At 67.8% G+C, this 18,541-nt stretch carries 17 protein-coding genes; 5 read left to right on the forward strand and 12 right to left on the reverse strand.

Going from position 1 to position 18,541, the window contains the following annotated elements; translation table 11 throughout:
* Window positions 1-25: 25 nt before the first annotated feature.
* The 6 genes from LB310_RS08915 to LB310_RS08940 form a co-directional block, all read right to left on the reverse strand.
* Window positions 26-1,381, reverse strand: coding sequence for an MFS transporter (locus LB310_RS08915; protein ID WP_301154939.1), 1,356 nt, complete (start codon window positions 1,379-1,381; stop codon window positions 26-28).
* Between the two features lie 6 nt (window positions 1,382-1,387).
* Entirely contained in the window at window positions 1,388-2,839 is a 1,452-nt protein-coding gene (locus LB310_RS08920) for a M20/M25/M40 family metallo-hydrolase (protein ID WP_301154940.1), read from the reverse strand.
* Window positions 2,840-3,149: 310 nt separating this feature from the next.
* On the reverse strand, window positions 3,150-4,790 hold the full coding sequence (locus tag LB310_RS08925; RefSeq protein WP_301154942.1) for a DUF92 domain-containing protein: 1,641 nt from the start codon (window positions 4,788-4,790) through the stop codon (window positions 3,150-3,152).
* A gap of 5 nt (window positions 4,791-4,795) precedes the next feature.
* On the reverse strand, window positions 4,796-5,701 hold the full coding sequence (locus LB310_RS08930; RefSeq protein ID WP_301154958.1) for a phytoene/squalene synthase family protein: 906 nt from the start codon (window positions 5,699-5,701) through the stop codon (window positions 4,796-4,798).
* On the reverse strand, window positions 5,701-7,344 hold the full coding sequence (locus LB310_RS08935) for an NAD(P)/FAD-dependent oxidoreductase (protein ID WP_087191693.1): 1,644 nt from the start codon (window positions 7,342-7,344) through the stop codon (window positions 5,701-5,703). Before LB310_RS08935 ends, LB310_RS08930 begins: the two co-directional genes overlap by 1 nt.
* Window positions 7,345-7,529: 185 nt before the next feature.
* On the reverse strand, window positions 7,530-7,985 hold the full coding sequence (locus LB310_RS08940) for a YjdF family protein (protein ID WP_278805541.1): 456 nt from the start codon (window positions 7,983-7,985) through the stop codon (window positions 7,530-7,532).
* A 354-nt stretch (window positions 7,986-8,339) separates the two neighbouring features.
* Here LB310_RS08940 and LB310_RS08945 point away from each other — a divergent pair, with 354 nt between their 5' ends.
* On the forward strand, window positions 8,340-8,576 hold the full coding sequence (locus LB310_RS08945) for a VF530 family protein (RefSeq protein WP_278805540.1): 237 nt from the start codon (window positions 8,340-8,342) through the stop codon (window positions 8,574-8,576).
* 89 nt (window positions 8,577-8,665) lie between these two features.
* Here the strand turns inward: LB310_RS08945 and LB310_RS08950 are convergent, their stop codons facing one another.
* The 3 genes from LB310_RS08950 to LB310_RS08960 form a co-directional block, all read right to left on the reverse strand.
* Entirely contained in the window at window positions 8,666-10,060 is a 1,395-nt protein-coding gene (locus LB310_RS08950; protein ID WP_278805539.1) for a uracil-xanthine permease family protein, read from the reverse strand.
* 290 nt (window positions 10,061-10,350) lie between these two features.
* Window positions 10,351-11,343, reverse strand: coding sequence for a hypothetical protein (locus tag LB310_RS08955; protein WP_278805538.1), 993 nt, complete (start codon window positions 11,341-11,343; stop codon window positions 10,351-10,353).
* On the reverse strand, window positions 11,330-11,731 hold the full coding sequence (locus LB310_RS08960) for a PadR family transcriptional regulator (RefSeq protein ID WP_278805537.1): 402 nt from the start codon (window positions 11,729-11,731) through the stop codon (window positions 11,330-11,332). The genes LB310_RS08955 and LB310_RS08960 overlap by 14 nt, the downstream gene beginning before the upstream one ends.
* A 422-nt stretch (window positions 11,732-12,153) precedes the next feature.
* On the opposite strand from LB310_RS08960, the gene LB310_RS08965 reads away from it, so the two are divergent.
* From LB310_RS08965 to LB310_RS08975, 3 genes are all read left to right on the forward strand, one after another.
* Window positions 12,154-12,549, forward strand: coding sequence for a metallopeptidase family protein (locus LB310_RS08965; protein WP_123674212.1), 396 nt, complete (start codon window positions 12,154-12,156; stop codon window positions 12,547-12,549).
* Window positions 12,550-12,644: 95 nt separating this feature from the next.
* Window positions 12,645-13,628 (forward strand): glutamine-hydrolyzing GMP synthase, encoded by a 984-nt coding sequence (gene guaA / locus LB310_RS08970; RefSeq protein WP_278805536.1) that lies wholly within the window; start codon window positions 12,645-12,647, stop codon window positions 13,626-13,628.
* Between the two features lie 23 nt (window positions 13,629-13,651).
* Window positions 13,652-14,020, forward strand: coding sequence for a 3-hydroxyisobutyrate dehydrogenase (locus tag LB310_RS08975; RefSeq protein WP_278806111.1), 369 nt, complete (start codon window positions 13,652-13,654; stop codon window positions 14,018-14,020).
* Between the two features lie 200 nt (window positions 14,021-14,220).
* Here the strand turns inward: LB310_RS08975 and LB310_RS08980 are convergent, their stop codons facing one another.
* The 3 genes from LB310_RS08980 to LB310_RS08990 all read right to left on the reverse strand — a co-directional run bounded on the left by LB310_RS08980 (window position 14,221) and on the right by LB310_RS08990 (window position 16,332).
* Window positions 14,221-14,550 carry an SWEET family sugar transporter gene (locus tag LB310_RS08980; protein ID WP_224768032.1) on the reverse strand — a complete coding sequence of 110 codons (330 nt, stop codon included), beginning with the start codon at window positions 14,548-14,550 and terminating at the stop codon, window positions 14,221-14,223.
* A gap of 292 nt (window positions 14,551-14,842) precedes the next feature.
* Window positions 14,843-15,439, reverse strand: coding sequence for a DNA-3-methyladenine glycosylase I (locus LB310_RS08985; RefSeq protein WP_301154943.1), 597 nt, complete (start codon window positions 15,437-15,439; stop codon window positions 14,843-14,845).
* A gap of 8 nt (window positions 15,440-15,447) precedes the next feature.
* Complete coding sequence (locus LB310_RS08990) at window positions 15,448-16,332, reverse strand: aldose 1-epimerase family protein (RefSeq protein WP_224768031.1); 885 nt, start codon at window positions 16,330-16,332, stop codon at window positions 15,448-15,450.
* A gap of 306 nt (window positions 16,333-16,638) precedes the next feature.
* Here LB310_RS08990 and LB310_RS08995 point away from each other — a divergent pair, with 306 nt between their 5' ends.
* A complete protein-coding gene (locus LB310_RS08995; RefSeq protein ID WP_301154944.1) occupies window positions 16,639-18,339 on the forward strand; it encodes a SulP family inorganic anion transporter in 1,701 nt (566 codons plus the stop codon).
* The last annotated feature ends 202 nt before the right edge of the window (window positions 18,340-18,541 follow it).

The following is an 18,541-nucleotide window of genomic DNA, read 5'->3' on the forward strand; positions in this document are numbered from 1 at the left end:
CGACGCGTTCTCCGCAGAACACTCCCTACACAGCGATCTCGAAGCCCTCCGCGTCTAGCTCCGGCGCGCCCTCGGCCCGGCGGCGCTCAACCAGGCGCCGCGCGGCGGGGATGGACGCCAGCAGCGCGAGCCCCATGACCACGCTCGCCGCGATCACCATGATCCACACCGGCGCGAACGACAGGTACGCATCGAACATCACGCCCGACAACACCGCGCCCACGGCCGCGCCCAACAGCTCGAACGCCGTCACGATGCCCGTGACCGTGCCCAGGTCCTTCTTGCCGTACTCCTTCACCACCATGATGGGCGGCGCCACCGTGCCCATGCACGTGGCGAACCCGAAGAACAGGCAGGCAAGAATAGGGCCCCAGTCCGTTGCCGGGAACAGCAGCATGACGCCGGCCAAAACCGACGTGATCGTGCCCAGGATGGTGCCCATGCGCATGCCCCAGCGGTCGTAGATGGCGCCGAGCGCCACCTTCGCCACGATGACCACGGCCAGGTAGAACGACCACACCGAGCCCGCCCACAGCGTGGAGTGCCCGCCGGTCACCACCTCGGTGCCGCCCACGGTCACGCTCGTCATGTTGGCGATGGAGTTGGTGATGATGCACCCGTTCGTGATGCCCATGGCCACGAACCCCACCACCAAAAGCCAGAACGCAGCGCTCTTGCGCAGCGGCTTCCATCCCACCGACACCGTGACGGGCGCATCGGGCGAGCGGTCGGCCTTGGCCTGCTCGGTCTGCCCGGCGCCGTAGGGCAGAAGCCCCTTGTCGCTCGGGCGCGTGCTGAACGCCGCCAACACGAGCGGCAGCGCGGCCACGAGGCACACCACAGCCAAAAGCAGGAACGCCGAGCGCCAGCCGGACGCCTCGATCATGGCGCTCGTTGCCGGCGAGAGGATCACGCCGCCGATGCCCGACCCCGACAGCGCGATGGACACCGCCAGGCCGCGCTTCAAGGTGAACCAGTTGGAGATGACCACCGACACCAGAAGGCGCGTGCCGGCCACCACCACCATCCCCGCCACCACGCACAGCGCGTAGAGCTGCCACGCCGCCGTGATGAACGAGAGCCCCACCAGCACAACCGAGCTCGTGAGCACCGTCACCGCGCCCAGCACGCGCGCGGAGCACTTGTCCGTGAGCTTGCCGATCACAAGCGACGCGAACACCGCCACCACCGTGGTGATGGACACGCCGGTGTTGAACTGCCCCACCGTGAGCCCCAGGTCGCGCACGATGTGCGTCTGGAACAGCGGGATGCAGTTCACGAACACCGTGTAGCACGTGGCCATGATGAGCAGGCCGCCGATGACGATCCACCACCCGAAGAAGAACTTCCCCTGGCGCGCCTGCGCCTTCGCCTCTGCCATGCTGCCTCACTTCCCCAAACGGTCGAGATGACGGATGAGCTGGATGTAGAACCCCACGCCGAGCTTGTACGCCTCCACGTCCAAGCGCTCGTCGCGCCCGTGGATGCGCGAGCGCGTGTCGCCCGCGAACAGGATGCCGGCGAAGCGGTACGTGCGCGGGCACACGCGGTGGAAGTGCCGCGCGTCGCTGCAGCTGGTCTGCACGTAGGGCGCGATGCCGGCGTCGGGGTATGCACTCGCGATCACGCGGCGCAGGTACTCGAACGCGGGATCGCCGTCGAACGGTGCGATGGGCGACGGCTCGCTCACCTCGAACAGCTCGTAGGCCGTCGCGTCGTCGAAGCGCTCCTTGATGCGCGCGAAGGCCGCGTCCACGTCCTCGCCGGGATCGACGCGCACGTTCACCGTGGCCCGAGCCTGCCGCGGGATGACGTTGTGCGCCGGGCTGCCCTCCAGCTGCGTGAGCGCGTAGGTGGTGCGCACCATGGCCGCCGTCTCGGAACCGCCCTGCATGATGCGCGCCACAAGCGGGCGGAACAGCCACAGGTTGCCGAACACGAGGCGCAGCCCGAAGCCGCCCCGCGCCGCAAGCTCGCGCAGCATGGCCGCCACCGGCGCGGAGAGCTTCGAGGCCGGCGGGTTCTTCTGCAGCGCGTCCAGGCCGGACACGAGCTTGGCCGTGGCGTCCTCGAGCGAGGGCATGGCGGCGTGCCCGCCCTCCGCGCTCGTGGCGATGCGCGCGTTGAAGACGCCCTTCTCGGCCACGCCCACGACGGCGATTTGGCCCTTCACGCCGAGCGGCGGGTTGTCGATGACCGCGCCGCCCTCGTCGAGCACCATATACGGCACGCGCCCGCGCTCCACGAGGCGCTCCACCATGTGCGGCGTCGTGTCGCCGCCGTCCTCCTCGGTGTTCGACGAGAACAGGTACACGTCGCGCGGCGGCGCGAAGCCCTCGGCCAGCAGCCGCTCGGCCGCCTCCAAAAGCCCCGCCCAGATGCACTTCGTGTCCACCGCCCCGCGTGCGTAGACGGCGCCGTCCGCGATGTCGGCAGCGAAGGGGTCGTGCGTCCACTCGGACGCCTCGGCGCCCACCACGTCGTGGTGCGCCATGAGCACCACGGGCGCAAGGTCGCGGTCCGCGCCCTTCCACAGAAGCGAGATGCCGTAGCCGTCCACCAGCTCCAGCTCCAGCTCGTCGAACACGCGCGGGTACAGGCGGCGCAGAAGCGGCACGAACCCGTCGAACGAGCTGCGGTCGGCCTCCGGGTCGTGCAGCCCCCACACGGTGGGGCAGCGCAGCATCTCGCGGAAGCGCTCGACCGCGGCGTCGTCGCCCGTCTCGTCCGCGGGCGGCAGCGGGTCGGGCACGGGCGTGGGCTTGAGGCGGACGGCGTTCGCCACCAGGACGACGGCAAGGACGGCGACCGCTGCCGCCAAAACGATGAGGACAACCATGGAACCCCCTCCTTGGCCGCCGGGCAAGATGGGCGGCCGACAGCCCCGTCCTCCGAGGCAAGAGGGGCGGGGCGATGCCTAACGTTGCCGGCCATTATACGCCCTGCGCGGGGGATTGACCGGCTGCTCCTTGCCCCTAAGATCCCTTAGCCTTCGGAAAAACTTCGAGACGCCAAGGCCGAGCTATGCTGCGGCTTCTTCGGCGCCCACGTCGCGCGCCTCATAGACCGGCCTTCCGCAAACGCTGCCAAAATCGAAACCCATCGCCCATGAGGGCATCGAAAAATGCCTCCCTGGAAATACCCCCTCCTTACGGCAGCGCCACCAGCAGGCCCAGAACCACCACGGCAATGCCGCTCAGCAGGTTCACGGCGTCGTTCGTGACCCAGGCGTAACCGGACACCAGCGTGTAGCCTGCTGCCCCTCGGGAGGGCGCGGCCTCCACGAGCGCCCCGTCGGCGGCGAGGGCCGCGGCGCCGGTGCCGGACAGCGCCCCGGCCTCGACGGCCGCGCCGGGGCCGCCGCCGTCGCCAGCCGGGCCGCCCGCGCCCGAGCCGCCCGGCACGCGGTACTTCGCCTGCAGCAGCACGCCCAGGAAGCTGTCCACCACCGAGCCCACGATGCCGCATGCGATAACGAACAGGAACGCCGTCGGCCCCGTAGGCACCTCGAAGCCGAACGCATGGAACAGCAGCATGGCCAAGAACGCCGAGCTCACGGCACCCACGGCCGTGGCCGCCAGCCCAAGGGGGCTCACGCCGCCCGAAAGGCCGCGCTGCATAGGCTCGCGCGTGACGATGTTCACCGGCGGCTTGCGGCTGTACATGCCCACCTCGGACGCCCACGTGTCAGCCGTGCTCGCGGCCAGCGCACCGGCCGACACGATGAGAAACCATGCCTCGCCGGTGGCCGCGTACGCCAGCGCGCACGCGAGGAACGGCACGCTGTTCGCCAGCACCTGGCGCAGCTTGCGCGGGCCGCCGCCCTTCTCGGCCGGATGCGCCCCGCGCACCCGCCGCATGAGCTTCGAAGCCACGTTCGAGCTGCCGAAGAACCACATGAGCAGAAGCCACAGCGGCCAGCCGCCGAACACGAAGGCGAGCACGCCCACGACCACGGCTCCCAGCGCCCCCGGCACGGTGAGCAGCCCGAGCCGCAACGCGGCCAGCGCCACAGCGCCGGACAGGAGCAAGCCCGCGAGCGCCGGCGTGAAGGGGCTCGCGGGCAGGAACAGCACCGCGTACAGCCCCGTCACGCCCAACGGCACGCTCAGGTTGTCGAGCCCCGCCGGCGACACAGCCTCCAGCGCCGTAGCGGCAACGGCCAGCCCCAGCGCGGCGAGCACGGACGCCGCCGCAACGCCCGGCGTCAGGCCCGCGCCCGCCGCCGGGCCCGCCGCGAACCATGGCACCGCGCCCTCCCAGCCCGCCGCGGCAGCCGCCAACAGCACGCCTGCGCACGAGACGAAGCTCACCCCCAGCATGGCGGCGCTGCCCGCAAGCGACTTCCCGTCGCCCGCGCCCGGCAGCGGGCGGCTACCGAAGCGCCTGCCCAGCACAGCTGCAAGGCCGTCGCCGAACGCCATGCAGAACACGCCGAGCGCGCCTGCGTACGGTGCGCCCAGGCCGAACGAGAACAGCGCGAGCAATGTGAGCGACACGGCGTAGTACACGGTTCCCGGCGTGTCCTCCCCCTCGCCGCGCGCCATGAAGGCGAGCTTCTGCCTGCGCCAGGCCAGCGCGTTCACCACGATGAACGCGGCCGGCAGCGCAGCCGCCCACCAGGGCGAGGTGAAGGACAGGGCCGCGACCACCCACCAGCCGCCCAGCGCTATGTGCACGAGTTTGCGCGTGCCCTCCTCGCCCATCCCGCGCCGTGCGAGCAGGCTCGAAGCCGCCAGCACCGCCAAGACGTACACGAGGGACAGCCCCATCCCCACGGCGTTCTGCATGACCGTCACCTGCCTTCCGCGGCCAGCGCCGCCTTCTCGTCCCGCGCGAGCAGCGCCCGGGCCTCGTCCACGAGCGCGGCCGCGCGCTCCTTCGTCACCGCGCTTCGCCGCTCGAGGCAGCTATAGCCGTCGGCGCGCACCTGGTCCATGATGCCCCGGTACAGGAACAGCGACGAGAGCGCAGGCAGCCGGCTGTCCTCGTCCAGCCGCAGGATATCGCGCTGCAGGGGCAGGTACAGCTCCTCTGACCTCCGCGCCACGCGCTCCCATGCGCTGCGGAAGGCGGCATTCGCCCGGTGCGCCGCCAGATCGTCGCGCGTGAGGCCGGCCTCCTCCATTACGGCGGCAGGCAGGTAGACGCGGCCGGCGTCCCAATCCTCGCCCACGTCGCGCAGGATGTTCGTGAGCTGCATGGCCACGCCCAGCGCCACGGCATCCGCCCGCAGCGCGTCGTCGACGGGCCGCCCGGCGCGCAGCAGCGGCAGCAGCATGAGACCCACCGAACCCGCCACGTAGTAGCCGTAGTCCTCCAGCTCCCCCAGATCGGCGGGTTGGCGGAACGACAGGTCGCGCCGCTGCCCCTCCAGCATATCGAAGAAAGGGGCCGTGTCCTCGTCGAAGGCGCCGAACACCACGCCCAGAGCCTGCCACAGCGGCCCGCGCGGCATGCCGCCGGCGTCGAACCGCTCCAGGTCGCGCTGCAGGCCGTCCAGCCGCTCCAGGCTGGCCTCCACATCCACGCAGTCGTCGGCTGCGCGGCAGAACGCGTACACGGCATACACGCCCTTGCGCTTGCGCGGGGGCAAAAGCGAGAACGCGCGGTAGAAACTGTGCGAGTTTCGCCTGATCACATCTTCGCACCAGGCGAAGTCGTCCGCGTGCTCCTCGAACGGGTCGCGCGCGGCGTACATCACGCACCGCCTTCCGCATCGCCGGGCACCGCGCGGGTCGCGGCGCCCGGCGCGCCTCCCGGCGCCACCGAGCCGCCTGCCGCGGCCTCGGCGGCGGCACCGCGCGCGGCCACCACGGCCACCTGGCCGGCCACCTCGCGCTCGGCCGAAGCGGCCTCGGCGTCGTCGCGCAGGAGCTCCTCGGCCGCCAGCCGCGCGCTCAAGAGCACGATGGGCACGCCGGCCCCCGGATGCGTGCTGCTGCCGCAGAAGTACAGGTTGTCGCACGCCTCGGCCTTGTTGTGCGGCCGCCAGTAGTTGCTCTGCCGCAACGTGGGCCGCAGCCCGAACGTGGCGCCCCGGGCGGCGTTGAACCGCTCGGCGAAGTCGTTCGGCGTGAAGACGCGCTCGAACGCTATGTGGTCGCGCACGTCCTCGTACACCGTCTCCCGCTCCACCAGGTCGAGCACCTGCTCGCGGTACGCGGCCACCTCTTCCGCACCCCATGCGGGGCCGCCCTCCGCCAGCGGCGGCACCGGCACCAGCACGTAGAGCGTCTGGCAGCCCTCGGGTGCGAGCGACGCATCGAGCGAGCACGGCGCGTAGCAGTAGAACGAGGGGTCGTCGGGGAAGCGCCCGTCGTCGAAGATGTCGGCGATGTTGCGCTCGAAGTCGGGCGCGAACCGGATGGAGTGCACCGCCTCCGCCGGGTAGCGCTTGTCCAGGCCCAGGTACAGGATGAAGCACGAGCACGAGTACTCCATGCCCTCGAGCTTCTCGTCGGTGTAGCGCCCACGGGCCTCGTCGGCCAGCAGGTTCTCCATGGCGTAGGGGAAATCGGCGTCGCACACCACGTAGTCCGCGCGCACCAGCTCGCCGCCTGTCACCACGCCGACGGCGCGGCCGCCCTCCACCGCGATGTGCTCCACGGGCGCCGACGTGTGCAGCTCGCCGCCCAGCTCCTCGAACAGGCGCGCCATGCCCTCGGCCATGGCGTACATGCCGCCCGGCATGAACCACACGCCGTACAGGAGCTCGATCAGCGGGATGATCATGTACAGCGAGGGCCCCTCGTACGGCGAGATGCCGATGTAGAGCGTCTGGAACGCCAGCGCCTTGCGCAGCCGATCGTCGGACACGTAGCGCGACACCGACGAGTACGCGTCGCCCAGCGTGTGCAGGCGGAAGCCGGCGATCAGGCTCTTCGGGTTGTAGAAGTCGGTCGGCTTGCGGAACGGGCGCTGCAGGAAGTTGTCCTTGGCAATGCGGAAGCGCTTGTACAGCAGCGCCAGGTACTCGAAGTAGCCCTGCGCGTCGGCCTCGCTCACGCCCTCGAGCGTGGCCGTCAGGTCGGACAGGTCGTTCGACAGCCGCACGCGCTCGCCCGGGCCGAAGGATATCTCCATGAGCGGCTCGACCTTCTGCAGGGGGATGTAGTCGTCAGGATTGCGGCCGGCCAGCTCGAACACCTCGCGGTACAGCGCGGGCATCATCACGATGGTGGGGCCCACGTCGAAGGTGAACCCGTCGCCGACGATGCGGCTCATCTTGCCGCCCACCTGCGGCTCCTTCTCGTACAGCGCCACGTCGTACCCGGCATGCCGCAACCGGACGGCCGCCGCCAACCCGGCGGCGCCCGCCCCCACCACGATTACCCGTTTCATGCAACTCCTTAGCCGCAACCGATATGCTATCCGGTTATGGTATGGGTTGTCGCACGGGAGCAGTCCCCGGGCGCGCCATCGTAGGGCAAGCCGTTTCGGCTGCGTCAGGCGTCCGTTGACGGGCCGGACCATTCCAGCGGCCCGGCATCCGCCGACAGGTGCCCCCATCCCGCATGATCGCCTCCTTAGCGGCCGCGGTGCTTCCGCTTGCGCTTGGCGGTGCGCAGCTCGAAGACGCGGCGGGCCTCGGCCTCGCGGCGCGTGCGGGCGTCGGCGCGGCGCTCTTCCTTACGCTCCTCGTAGGCGGCGGCGAGCGCCTGCTGGGCCTTCGTTCCCACGCCGTGGCGTGCGGCCTCCAGCGTCTTGCGCGCCTCGCGCTGGGCGCGCTTCGGATTGCGGCCGCCCGCAGCCACGGCCGACGCGGCCGACGCACCGGCCTCCTCCTCGCCGTCCGCGCACATCCTGAAGTCGAGCCGGCCCCATTGGCCGCACACGAAGGCGAGCACGTCCTCGTCGGCCGGCTCGGGGCCGAACACGAAGCGGCACGCGCCGTAGAGCGCGCCGTCGCGCCGCTCGCATATGCCTATCCAGAATTGGCCGTCGTGAAGTATCGTCAACGTCGATGAGATGCTGACCTGCATGGTTCCTCCTTATGTCGTTGTGAACGAACGAAGAAGGGACAACCAGGAGGCAGGTTACTGACAGCAGGGAGACGCGCGCCGGGGCGCTTTGCCAACCGGCCGCGCGCTCCGGACGGCCGCGCGCCGCCCTGCCGCACCCCGACTACCCGACGGGGTCGTGTTTTTATCTTCGCACGCACGAGTATAGCACGGCCCGCAACCTCCGTCCCGAACCTGCTCGGGCGCCTCCCACCGACCGGCGGATCGCCCACGGCGCGGGCACGGTGCAGCCGATCCTCGCCGATCCGCCGCACCGCTCGACGCCCAACTGTGGCATCATGAGAGCCGACGAACGAACCGAGGAGGACCGCACCCATGCCGAACGACAACCCCGCCGAGCGCCCGCACCCCAAAGACCAGCTGCACGGCGTGACGCTGGAAGCCATGCTCACCCGCCTGGTGGACAAGTACGGCTGGGACGAGCTGGCCCGCCGCATCCGCATCAACTGCTTCGCGAAGGATCCCAGCATCAAGAGCTCGCTCAAGTTCCTCCGCAGAACCCCGTGGGCCCGCAAGAAGGTGGAGGACCTCTACAAGGGCACGACGTTCTAGCCCCCCCCCAGCACGCAAAAGCGCCTCTCCCGCAGCGGGCGGAAGAGACGCTTCGTGCAAGCGAGACGGTTGCAGCCCTGCCGGCTGCCCTACCCGTTCGCCGGGCGGATATCCTCCAGCGGCATGGGCACGTCCGGCATCTCCTCGGGCTCGCGCGGCGCGCCGACAGCCTCCTCGTGGCCCGGCAGAATCACGTTCATCAGGATACCCACGATCGACCCCACGGCCAGGCCCGACAGCGAGATGGTGATGCCGCCCACCGGCAGCACGATAGCGCCCGCCGCGCTGTAGGCAATGCCCAGCGACAGCACTAGGATCAGCGCCGTGATCAGCACGTTGCGGCTCTTCATGAAGTCCACGTGGTTCTCAACCAGGTTGCGGATGCCCACGGCCGATATCATGCCGTAAAGCACGAGCGACACGCCGCCCACGACGCACGCCGGCATGGCCGCCACGAGCGCCGCGAACTTCGGCGAGAACGAGAACACGATGGCGAAGAGGGCCGCGATGCGGATCACGCGCGGGTCGAACACCTTCGTCAGCGCCAAAACGCCGGTGTTCTCGCCGTACGTGGTGTTCGCCGGTGCGCCGAACAGCGATGCGATGATGGTGGCCAGGCCGTCGCCCAAGAGCGTGCGGTGCAGCCCCGGCTCGGCGATGTAGTTGCGGTTGCAGGTGGAGCTGATGGCCGACATGTCGCCGATGTGCTCGATCATCGTGGCGAACGCGAGCGGCATGATGGTGATGATGGCCGTGATGGCGAGCCCCGCGTCGAACGTTTCACCGAACAGCGAGAACACCGTGTTGTCCCACGCCACCGGAAGCCCGACCCACGGGGCCGCCGCCACGGTGGAGAAGTCCACCTCGCCCGCAAACGCCGCCACGGCATACGACACGATCACGCCCAGCAGGATGGGGACGATCTTCACCATGCCCTTGCCCCAGATGTTGCACACCACGATGACCGCGATGGCCACCACGGCAATGAGCCAGTTCGACGAGGCGTTCGTGATGGCCGAGGAAGCCAGGATGAGCCCGATGCAGATGACGATAGGCCCCGTGACCACCGGCGGGAAGAACCGCATGACCCGGTCGGGCCCGAACACGCGGAACAGCGCCGACAGCACCAGGTACAGAAGGCCCGCACACGCGACGCCCAGGCACGCGTAGGGCAAAAGGTTCGCCTCGCCGTTCGGCGCGATGGCCGCATAGCCGGCGATGAACGCGAACGAGGAACCCAGGAACGCCGGCACCTTCCCCTTCGCCAGGAAATGGAACAGCAGCGTGCCCAAGCCCGCGAACAGAAGCGTCGCCGACACGGAAAGCCCCGTGAGCGCCGGCACGAGCACCGTGGCCCCGAACATGGCGAACATATGCTGCAGGCCGAACACGCCCATCTTCGGCATCCCGAGCGGGCGCGCGTCATACACCGCGTCCGGGCTGTCCTTGGCTCCCATGGTCGGTACCGGTCGATCCTTGCTCATCGGCAAAACCCCTCTCGTATCGCTCCCCCGCGCGCGGCGCCGCCTCCCGGCCGCGGGCGCGCGCAAACCTTCGATATTATGCTACAAGAAAGGCCCGTCGGACGCGGCAACGGGGGAAAGCGTCCTGCTTTCCCGTCGGAAGGCGCACGCGGCGCGCAGCGTCTGGCCGGCGGCACGGCACGCGGAGTATGGCCGGGCAGTGCGGCGCACGGCACCCAGCCGGGCAGCAAGCCGCTCCTTTTCCGGCGTCGGGAACCGTCGCGCACGCCCGCCGTCGCGCCTGTCCCCTCTCAGCGGCTCGCCTTCACCGTTTTCACAATGGAGTCGACGGCGTCGATGGCGAGCGCGAGCACGATGAAGCCGCAGAACGCGGTCTGCGCGTTCGACACCGCCCAGAGCACAGGCCCGTTCGGCGCAGCGCCCGACGCCTGCATCGCCTGGAGGATCGCCTGGCTGTCGACCAGCTGGAAATTCGTCAGCCAGAAGACGGCGAGCACCGCGACCACGAGGTTGCTCACGAGCGTGACGGCCAGCAGGCGGGGCGTGTAGCGGCCCTCCACCAGCTTGAAGCTCTCGGCGCCGATGCACACGACCGTCCAGGCGATGATGACCCATGCCGACGAGCGGATGGCCTCGGTATCGAAGGGGTCGAACGGCACGCCGTCGCCGCGATGGCTGAGCGCGTTCAGCACGTCGGGGAACAGCAGGAACACGATGGCACCCACGATGGAGAACACGATCCCGGCCACCGCGTCGCCGCGCGCCGGGTTCTTCGACTCGCGCGGTACGGGCGGCAGATCGTCGAGCGAGCCCATCACCTCCACGTCGACGCCGCGACGCGAGAAAAAGGCGAACAGCAAGGTGACGAACGCGAAGGCGAAGACGAGCGCCGCGATCAGCGAGCCGACCGCTTCGAGCACGCTTCCGAGCACGCCGCCCTCCGCGCCCGTCGCCAGCGACAGCGCGCCGGCCACGAGCATACCGCCGGCCACGCAGACCAGCACGATCTTCAGCACGTAGAGGTACTGCGCGTAGTACGGCTGGCCGATGAGGCACGCGTCCTCGTCGGCGGTGTACTTGCGCACCACCTCGCCGGGGGTTCCCAGCTCGGTGAGCACGACGCGCACGTCCTTCGCCGTGGGCGGCAGGTTCCCGCAGCGCTCGTCGAGCATGTCGGAGATGAGCGTGCGCAGCTCCTCGGCCACGTCGGCGCGCTGCTTGGCGGGCAGCCGCCGCGTGATGGCGTACAGGTAGCGCTCGATCAGGTCGTTATCGTTCGGCATCCTTGACATCCTTTCCTTGTTCGCGCATATCAGCACCCGGAGCATCTGCGTCCCCGCCCGCGCGCAGCAAGGCATTCACGCCGCCGCACAGCGCATGCCACTGGGCCTCCACGTCATGGAGCACGCGCAGGCCCTCGTCAGTGGTTCGGTAGTACTTGCGCGGCTTCGAGCCGCCGTTGTCCCATTCGCTTTGCAGCAGCCCCTGCGACTCGAGCCGCCGCATGAGCGGGTAAAGCGTGTTCGCCTCGATGGGAATGCCGTGGTCGGTCAGCGATTTCACCAGCGCATAGCCGTAGGCCGGCTCACGCAGCTGGCCGAGCACCAACATGACCAGCGTGCCGCGGCGCAGCTCCAGCACCATGCTCGACACCACGTCGTCGTGCCCCATGCCCCCTCCTCTCGCTTACTGTGTGTTGCACACTATAACATATATTGCACAGTAGTGTGCGGCGCACAGTAAAAGGAACTGCAGCCGAGGGATCACTGACGCCACGGGCGCCTGCGAGCAGCTTAGGGGCGCCTGTCGCGTTTTATCGGCCCAACTGTCAAAAACGAGCCGGTTTGGCAATCACGATGGGTTTTCAGGCCCTTTGCGCGCAATCGCGAAGATGGCCCTCGCGATCACAGGTCATGGTTTCTCCAGATCGCAGCCCCGCATCGCTTCCCAGCCTGCCAATCGGCGCTCTCGGCCGATTGCCAAAACGGCTCGTTTTTGACAGTTAAGGCCGTTTTGCCGTACAGACCGCATGCCCACGCCTTCGGCTATACTCGGAGGCGATGGAATTCGCGAACAAGCGACAGGAGGCAGCCATGCCCCGCATGACGGACGAGGAGTTCGAGGCCGCGGTCGAAGAGGCCCTGGAGAGCATTCCCGAGCGGTTCCTCGAGGCGCTGGAGAACGTGGCGGTGGTGGTGGAGGACGAGCCCGACGACTACCATTTCGATATCCTTGACGAGCCCGAATGCCGGGGCGCGTCGATACGCGGCGACGAGCTGCTGGGCCTGTACGACGGCGTGTCCCTCCCTGACCGCGCCGACGGCTACGACGGCGACCTGCCCGACGTGATCACCGTGTTCAAGGGACCGCACGAGCGCTGCTTCGGCTCGCGCGCGGAACTGGTGGCGGAGATCGGCAAGACGGTGGTGCACGAGATAGGCCACTACTTCGGCATCGACGACGCGCGCCTGCGCGAGATGGGCTATTAGGCGTTTCCGGAAAAGAACGCGCGACCTGCATGGACGCGCGCGCTGTTTCACGTATAATCTCCCCAGAACATCATCGAGAACGAGGAGGATACCGCATGGATCCCAACAAGCGCCCCGAGGACATGGAGCGAATCACCACGCCTGAGCTGGCGAACGCGTTCATCGACGAGCAAGTGGAAGCCATCCGCGCCCAGATCGGCGACCGGAAGGTGCTGCTGGCGCTGTCCGGCGGCGTGGACTCGTCCGTGGTGGCGGCGCTCTTGATCAAGGCCATCGGCAAGCAGCTCATCTGCGTGCACGTGAACCACGGCCTCATGCGCAAGGGCGAGAGCGAGCAGGTGGTGGACGTGTTCCAGAACCAGCTCGACGCGAACCTCGTGTACGTCGACGCCACGGACCGCTTCCTCGCGCTGCTCGACGGCGTGGCCGAGCCCGAGGCGAAGCGCAAGATCATCGGCGCCGAGTTCATCCGCGTGTTCGAGGAGGAGGCCCGCCGTGTGGGCGACGAGGTGAGCTTCCTCGCGCAGGGCACCATCTACCCCGACATCCTGGAGTCCGACGGCGTGAAGGCACACCACAACGTGGGCGGCCTGCCCGACGACCTGCAGTTCGAGCTGTGCGAGCCCGTGCGCCTGCTGTACAAGGACGAGGTGCGCGTCATCGGCCGCGAGCTGGGCCTCCCCGAGGGCATGGTCGAGCGCCAGCCGTTCCCGGGCCCGGGACTCGGCGTGCGCTGCCTCGGCGCCATCACGCGCGACCGCCTCGAGGCGCTGCGCGAGGCCGACGCCATCCTGCGCGACGAGTTCGCCGCGGCGGGCCTCGAGGGCAAGGTGTGGCAGCACTTCGTGAGCGTCCCCGACTTCCGCGCCACCGGCGTCCGCGACGGCGTGCGCGCCTTCGAATGGCCCGCCATCATCCGCGCGGTCAACACCGTCGACGCCATGACCGCCGAGGTCCCCGAGCTCGATTGGGCGCTGCTCAAGAAGATCACCGCGAGGATCCTCGCCGAAGTCCCCGGCATCTGCCGCGTGGTCTACGACCTCACGCCGAAGCCGATCGGGACGATTGAGTGGGAATAGAAGAATCGCTGAAAGGAGTTGTCATGAACAAGGAGACGTTCGATTACGTGGCCGAGCGCGTGGACGCGCTCGCGGATTCCGAATTCAGCACGCAGGTGACGAAGGATGCTGCGCAGGCATGGAAGGATGCGGTAGCAGCCGATTCGAGCGACGCTGCTATCGACGCGGCAACGAACGACCTGCTCAACGTCCTCGAAGGGCGCCCGACGACAATCGACGGCGTGATAACCTTCCTGCAAGGGCCGGCAATCGAGATGCTTGGCGAAGACGCGGCTGCAAGCGCGCTTGCAGCCCAACAGCAACGCAAGGAGGCGGGTGCGAAGTACTGCGATTGCGAGGCATGCTCCGCAGCCACGGAGATCCTCGCGAAGTTCGACCGCATAGAGCTCTGATAGCGAGATATCGGAGCCTCCCACCGAGTCCGATAAACGATCACGAGCCATCGATGCGAAAAACGGGGGCTGCGTACCTTGCGACGCGCAGCCCCCGCTGTACAGGCTTGCTATACCCGCTTTCGAACTACGCAACTCCCGCTGTCGCTCGCCATCCGTGCGAGCAGCTTCCTGCGCACGGGAGAGCATCCGGAGCGGCATTAGAAGACGGCGGTCAAGAACGCAGCGGCCGCGAGAAAGATTCCCGGCACGTTGGCCACCACGATCGGCCAGTCCCGCTCCTTCTTGAAGAGGCCGTAGATGGTCCAGAACAGGCAGTTGAAGAACGCTGCCAGGGGCTGCACAGGATTGCCGGGGTGCCCGGCCAGGTTGTCCATGATCTGCGGAATGTAGGAGACGTACATACACACCGACAGCACCGAGGCTATGCGCCCCACTATAGCGATGGGCCTCGCATGGCGCTTGTCGCCTCCCTGGTGCACCGATGCCTTCTGCACCATGCGTCTATGCGTACCGGCCTTCACGTTCATCGAGCACCCTCGTGTTCGCGGATGGGAATCTCTGCAACTCGATGATAGATCGAGGCATTCGAGGCCCCCGCGGGCGCGATGAACCGTGACGCAAAGGCGAGCAGGGGGTAAGCGCGCCGTTTACCGCGCTAAAAGCCGCAGAGCCAGTCCGCTGCCCTTGCGGCATCTACCGAAACGCCATCCGACAAGCCAACGTTGCGCTTTTGCCAGACCGCAAAGTGCGCGTTCACGCGCGACGCCGAAGGGCGCTACGGGTCAGTGACGGTCGACCTTGCCGCCCCTCGACATAGGTTCAGCTGATCCCCTCATCGGAAGACTTTCCTACCATCTCCCTCCGCACGAAGCAATCGGCCACGTGGTCGTTCACCATGCCGATGGACTGCATATAGGCGTACACGATGGTGGAGCCGACGAATTTGAAGCCGCGCTTCTTCAGATCCTTGCTGATGCGGTCGGAGAGCGGCGTGCTGGCCGGGACGTCCGCCTGGGTCTCCCAGTGGTTCACAACGGGCTCGCCGTCCACGTACCCCCAGATGAACGTGTCGAAGCTGCCGAACTCTCGAGCCACGTCCAAGAACAGCCCCGCATTGGCCACGGCCGCCTCGATCTTGCGGCGGTTGCGAACGATCCCTGCGTTCGCCATGAGCTCCTGGACCTTCGCCTCGTCGTAGCGCGCCACTTTGGCGGGATCGAAGCCGTCGAAAGCCTCGCGGTACGCCTCCCGCTTCTTGAGGATCGTAAGCCACGACAGGCCCGCCTGCGCGCCCTCCAGAACCAGCAGCTCGAACAACTCGCGGTCGTCATGGGTGGGTCTTCCCCACTCGTTGTCATGGTAGTCAACGTAGATCGGCGTGTCGCCCGCCCACGAGCACCTAGTCCGCTCCTCCACTGCTCCTCCTAGCGAAACGTCATCCGGTACGCAAGCGTCGCACGCTCGCCCGGCGCGAGCACGCGCACGCCGGGCTTCTCGGCGAGCTCGCGCGGGGAGAAATGCGCGTCGGGCAGCGCCGACCACGGTTCCAGGCACAGGTAGCGGGCGTCGTCCTGGCCCGCCTTCGTCCAAATGCCCAGATAGGGGAAGTCCGGGAACTCCACCTCCACCTCATGCGGATTCGCGGCGCTCGCGAGCACGACCCTGCCGCCGGGCACGTTCTCCAGCACGACGGTGTCGATGCCCAGCTGCTCGGGGGTCTTCGTCAGGCGCCCGTCCTCAAGCGGCACCCCGATCTTCGGCAGCGCGAGGATGCCCTCCTCGTCCATGTCGAACATCCCGAGCGCGTCGGCCCCCTCGAAACGCACGTAGTAGTCGGCCATGCGCTCGCCCGGCAGCAGGCGCGTCGCGTACGCCTCGTGGCCGCCCAGCTCGAACGGCATCGGAACCTCGCCCGCGTTCTCCACGGTGTGCGCCTTCACGATGGTTGCACCCTCGAGCGAGAAATCCACGCGCAGGCGGAAGTCGAAGGGAAAGACCGCCCGCGTCCCCTCGTCGGAAACCGTCTCGAAGCGCGCATGCGTGCCCGACACCTGCTCTGCCGCGAACGCGCGGTCGCGGCAGAATCCGTGCATGGGAGCGTCCACGCGCTCGCCGCCGTTCGCGTACCAGCCGTCGCGCAAGCGCCCGATCAGCGGGAACAGGAGCGGCGCCCGACGGCCCCATACCGCAGGGTCGCCCGACCACATCCGCTCGATCCCCTCGCACACGACGCTCTGCAGCTCCGCGCCCTTGCTCGATATGCGCACCGCAAGCGCATCGTTCTCCAAGACCATAGCCATCGCTTCCATCGCAGGCCGCCTTTCGCTTCGATTGCGTGTCCAGAACATGCTAGCGCATACGCACGCATCCTGCAGATCCGTCGGCACATTGAAGTCTGCGGATCCTGCAACCGCCCCTGGTATCCACCTCTTCACCGAAGTCCCTATTTCTGCTCATTTTGCAACCTACCCGTTATCTGACGGTATAATGGACGCGAAAAGACCGAACACCACACCCAACCGCATAGAATTCGCTCGCGCTCCGTCCGGGCCTCCAACCTGGACGGAGCGCTTTTTCGCGCGCGCCGGACGGACCGACACCAAGAAGAGCAGGGCATGCAACGCGACAAGATCAAACCGATACTTTTCAGCATCATCAAGCACTCCAGCAAAGAAGAGCTCAAGCGGCAGCTGCCCAAGGACGTTCTCTCGGGCGTCATGGTGGCCGTGGTGGCGCTGCCCCTCTCCATCGCGCTCGCCATCGCCTCGGGCGTGAACCCCGAACAGGGGCTCTACACGGCCATCGTCGCCGGGTTCCTCATCGCCTTCCTCGGCGGCAGCCGCGTGCAGATCTCGGGGCCCACGGCGGCGTTCGCCACCATCGTGGCGGGCATCGTGGCAACCGACGGCATCGACGGCCTGGTCGCGGCCACCGTCATCGCCGGCGTGCTGCTCGTGCTGATGGGCTTCTTCAAGCTGGGATCCCTCATCCGCTTCGTCCCCTACACCATCACCACGGGCTTCACGGCGGGCATCGCCGTGACCCTTGTCATCGGGCAGGTCAAGGACTTCGCCGGCCTGGCATTCCCCACCGGCACCCCCACCGTCGAGACCATGGACAAGCTGCAGGCCGTCGCCCAGAACATCGGCACGGCGAACTGGCAGGCCCTCGCCGTGGGCGCGGTGTGCCTTGCCATCCTCTTCCTCTGGCCCAAGGTGAGCGAGAGGATCCCCGGATCCCTGGTGGCGCTCATCGTGGGAATCGGCATGGTGAGCGGCCTTGGGATGCAGGCGAGCACCATCGGCGACCTGTACACCATCGGCAGCAGCCTGCCCACGCTCCACGTTCCCCAGCTGAGCGTGGAGCTGCTAAGCGACCAGCTGCCGAACGGCATCACCATCGCCATCCTGGCGGCCATCGAGTCGCTTCTGTCCTGCGTCGTGGCCGACAGCATGATCAGCTCGCACCACCGCAGCAACATGGAGCTGGTGGCGCAGGGCGTGGGCAACATCGGCTCGGCGCTTTTCGGCGGCATCCCGGCCACCGGCGCCATCGCGCGCACCGCGGCAAACGTCAAGAACGGCGGGCGCACGCCCGTTGCCGGCATGACCCACGCGCTGGTGCTGCTCGTGGTCCTGGTGTTCTTCATGCCCTACGCCGCCCTCATCCCCATGCCCACCATCGCGGCCATCCTGCTGCACGTGGCCTACAACATGTCCGGCTGGCGCAACTTCGTGCACCTATGCAAAACGGCCTCGCGCGGCGCCGTTGCCACGCTGCTGCTCACCTTCGGGCTGACCATCGTGTTCGACCTGGTGGTGGCCATAGGCGTGGGCATGCTGATCACGGTCGTCCTGTTCATGAAGACGGTGAGCGAGGAGACCGAGGTGCGCGGCTGGAAATATTACTGCGACGAGGACTCCGAGGTCACGCACCTGCGCGAGCTGCCCGCAAGCGTGCGCGTGTACGAGATCAACGGCCCCATGTTCTTCGGCATGTCGGACCGCATCTCCGACATCTCGGTGAAGGAGTTCACGAAGTACCTGATCATTCGCATGCGCGGCGTGCCTTCGCTCGACTCGACGGGCATGAACGCGCTCGAGAACCTCTACGAGTACTGTCGCGAGAACGGCGTCAGCCTCATCTTCTCGCACGCCAACGAGCAGCCGATGAAGACCATGCGCCGCGCAGGCTTCGTGGGCCTTGTGGGCGAGGACCACTTCCGCAGCAACATCGACGACGCCATAGCATACGCGCGCCAGCTGCTCGACGAGGAAGGGAGGGCAAAAGGAAAAGCCAGGGCCTCGCTGCCGTAGCTTCTCCCCTAACGCGCATCCAGATTTCGGCAATTCCAGATGACGAGGCGGACCGCCATCAAGAGGAGCGGACTCGCTGGCAAGATCGCCAACGGGCAGCATCAAGGCGAACGAAATCCTCATCGAAACCTTCGAGGGGACGATGCGCGTGCTACCATGTATTCATAATCTAGCCAATCATGATAACGTGATCGATCTCAAA

The organism is Gordonibacter sp. RACS_AR49 (assembly GCF_030418435.1).
In the GTDB taxonomy this organism is placed as follows: Bacteria; Actinomycetota; Coriobacteriia; order Coriobacteriales; family Eggerthellaceae; genus Gordonibacter; species Gordonibacter urolithinfaciens.